Origin of the sequence: Clostridium sp., from assembly GCF_021443865.1 — a bacterium.
Lineage (GTDB): Bacteria > Bacillota > Clostridia > Clostridiales > Clostridiaceae > Clostridium.
The window spans coordinates 1-3,181 of the sequence record NZ_JABUTB010000150.1; the positions used below are offsets into that span (position 1 = coordinate 1).

Consider the following 3,181-nt stretch of genomic DNA (forward strand, 5'->3'; position numbering starts at 1 on the left):
ACCTAATATAGTTTCTATATGGAAAGGGGACAACCTAAAGAACAATATGCCAATAGTTGCACTTCTTGGTGCAAGTTTTGTCTTAGCTTCTGATATAATAAGCCGTTTAATTATTGCCCCATATGAAATACCTATAGATTTAACTATTGGAGTTATTGGAGCTGTAATATTCCTTTATTTAATATTTAGGAGGAATAAATAATGCAAAATAATAAGAAAAAAATAATTATATTATCTATAGTTGCAATAACATTTTTAGTTTTATTTGTTGTATGGGGATTAACAGCTAAAAATTATAGATTTAATTTATCTATTAGAATTCCTAAGGTTCTTGGGATATTAATAGCAGGTGCCACAATATCAGTAGCATCAATATTATTTCAGACAATAACTAACAATAGAATTATTACACCAAGTATTATAGGGTTAGATTCTTTATATAGTTTAGTACAAACTATAGTAGTATTTTTATTTGGATCAACTTCAATAATTATGGTAAATAAAACATTAAACTTTTTATTATCAGGAACCTTAATGGTTATTTTAGCAATGATACTTTTTAAAGTGGTTTTAAAAAAGAGCAAAAACAACATATTCTTTCTATTATTAGTAGGAACAGTAGTTGGAACTTTATTTAGAAGTTTATCATCTTTTATGCAAGTGATTATAGATCCAAATGAATTTGATGCACTTCAAGCAAAGTTATTTGCTTCCTTTAGTTTAGTTAATACAAAGATATTATTAGTTTCAATAATTATATTAATTATAATGGCAATTATTTTATATAAGGATTTTCATAAATTAGATGTTATGTCATTAGGAAGAGAACAAGCTATCAACCTAGGAGTAAATTACGATAAGTTTAGTAAGAAAATACTTATTTTTGTTGCAATACTAGTTTCTTTATCAACGGCATTAGTAGGTCCAATAACTTTCTTAGGAATACTAGTTGTTAATTTAACTTATGAAATAACAAAAACATATAAACATTCAGAACTTCTTATAGTTGGAACTCTTATAAGTATTATTGCTTTAGTTGGTGGACAATTCTTAGTGGAAAGAGTATTTAACTTTACAACAACTATAAGTATAATAATTAACTTTATTGGTGGTATTTACTTTATAAATCTATTATTAAAGGAGAGTAAGCTATGATAGAAGTAAAAAATATTAGCAAAAGCTATGGAAGTAAAAAAGTTGTAGATAATGTTTCATTTAATATTGAAGAAGGTAAAATTACTTCTTTTATAGGACCAAATGGAGCAGGTAAAAGTACAGTATTATCTATAATATCAAGACTTTTAGATGCAGATTCAGGAGAAGTTTTTGTAGATGGCAAGGAAATAAAAGAATGGAATTCTAAGGAGTTATCTAAAAAGCTTTCAATATTAAAGCAAAGTAATACTTTAAATATAAGATTAACCATAAGGGAATTAGTTTCCTTTGGAAGATTCCCTTATTGTGAAGGTAAATTAAAAAAAGAAGATGAGAAATTTGTAGAGGATGCTTTAAACTATATGCAGCTTACAGATATCCAAGATAAATATCTTGATGAGCTATCTGGTGGACAAAAGCAAAGAGCATATATAGCAATGATAGTAGCACAAAATACAGATTACATACTTTTAGATGAGCCTTTAAATAATTTAGATATGAAGCATTCAGCAGAAATGATGAGAATGCTAAGACAAATGGTTAATGATTTTGGAAAGACAATAGTAATTGTAATTCATGATATTAATTTTGCATCTTGCTATTCAGATTATATAGTGGCATTAAAGGACGGTAAATTAGTAAATCATACAACAACTGAAGATATGATAACAGAGAACAATTTAAGTTGTCTTTATGATATGAATTTTAATATTAGAGAAGTTAATAATCAAAAAATATGTATATATTTTTAAAGATATTGAAAAGTTACAAAATAATGTTTATATAAAATGGAGGTATTATTAATGAAAAAAAGATTTTTAGCTACATTAAGTATGGCTATGTTATTAGCAGTTGGAGTGGTAGGATGTAGCACAGGAACTACAGAAGAAGCACCAAAGGAAGAAAGTAAAACAGTTGTTGTAACAGATCAAAAGGGTGACGTTGAGATTTCGGTAAATCCTAAAAATGTTGTTGTTTTAGACTATGGTTCATTAGATATAATGACAAAGTTAGGTGTTGAACCAGTTGCTCTTCCAAAGTCATCATTGCCATCATACTTAGATAAATATAAAGACGATAAATATGTAGATTTAGGTTCAGTAAAGGAATTTGATTTAGAAAAAATTAATGAAGTTGAGCCAGACTTAATTATAATAGAAGGAAGACAAGAAGCATTTTATGATGATTTAAAGAAAATTGCACCAGTATTATATTTAGGTACAGTTAATAGTGATATATTTGCTTCAGCAGAAAATAATGCTAAGGTTTTAGGGAAGATTTTTGATAATGAAGAGGGAGTTACAGCTGAATTAGATAAGATAAATTCTAGATTAGAAGCTGTAAATTCAAAGGTAAAAGAGAACAATGCTACAGCTTTAATGACAATGTTTAATGAAGGTTCATTATCAGTTTATGGTGAAGGTTCAAGATATGATATGGTTTATAGTAAGTTTGGATTTACTCCAGCTGATACACAAATTGAAGTATCTGATCATGGACAAAATATTTCATTCGAATATATAAAGGAAAAGAATCCAGATTATTTATTAGTTTTAGATAGAGGAGCTATAACTGGAACTCAAGTATCAGTTAAGGAAAATGTAGAAAATGAACTAGTAAAGACAACTAAAGCATATGAAAACGGAAATATTGTATACGTAAATCCACAAGCGTGGTATGTTGGCGGAAGTGGAATTATGGCAATAGATACTATTATTTCAGATATGGAAACTGCATTAAAAATAAAGTAATTAAATAGAAAATAACTAAATATAATAAAAGGAAATTCAAAAAAACTGATGAATTTCCTTTTTTTATTTTAAATATATAAAAGAGATTAAAAGTTTTTAAAAAATATTATAATTATTACTTTACAACTAATAATTATTATTATATAATAATTCTTGTGAAGAACGAAACAAGAAATAAATTAAATGTGGAGAGTATAATATAGGAGGAGTTTAATTATGAAAAAATTTGTTTGTACAATATGTGGATATGTATATGAAGGAGAAGCTGCACCAGC

5 protein-coding genes are annotated in these 3,181 nt (G+C 26.7%); all 5 read left to right on the forward strand.

Features of this window, described 5'->3' with window-relative positions; translation table 11 throughout:
* A partial coding sequence (locus tag HUJ77_RS15170) for an iron chelate uptake ABC transporter family permease subunit (protein ID WP_291710071.1) occupies positions 1-202 on the forward strand: 202 nt, incomplete at its 5' end.
* The gene (locus HUJ77_RS15175; protein ID WP_291710074.1) at positions 202-1,155 is read left to right on the forward strand and encodes an iron chelate uptake ABC transporter family permease subunit; all 954 of its coding nucleotides are present in this window, start codon (positions 202-204) and stop codon (positions 1,153-1,155) included. The genes HUJ77_RS15170 and HUJ77_RS15175, both read left to right, overlap by 1 nt.
* Positions 1,152-1,907: an ATP-binding cassette domain-containing protein gene (locus HUJ77_RS15180; RefSeq protein WP_291710075.1), complete on the forward strand. Its 756-nt coding sequence runs from the start codon at positions 1,152-1,154 to the stop codon at positions 1,905-1,907. Before HUJ77_RS15175 ends, HUJ77_RS15180 begins: the two co-directional genes overlap by 4 nt.
* A 51-nt stretch (positions 1,908-1,958) precedes the next feature.
* Positions 1,959-2,906 carry a siderophore ABC transporter substrate-binding protein gene (locus HUJ77_RS15185; protein ID WP_291710077.1) on the forward strand — a complete coding sequence of 316 codons (948 nt, stop codon included), beginning with the start codon at positions 1,959-1,961 and terminating at the stop codon, positions 2,904-2,906.
* Positions 2,907-3,122: 216 nt separating this feature from the next.
* On the forward strand, positions 3,123-3,181 hold a 59-nt coding region (locus HUJ77_RS15480), incomplete at its 3' end, for a rubredoxin-like domain-containing protein (protein WP_366033595.1).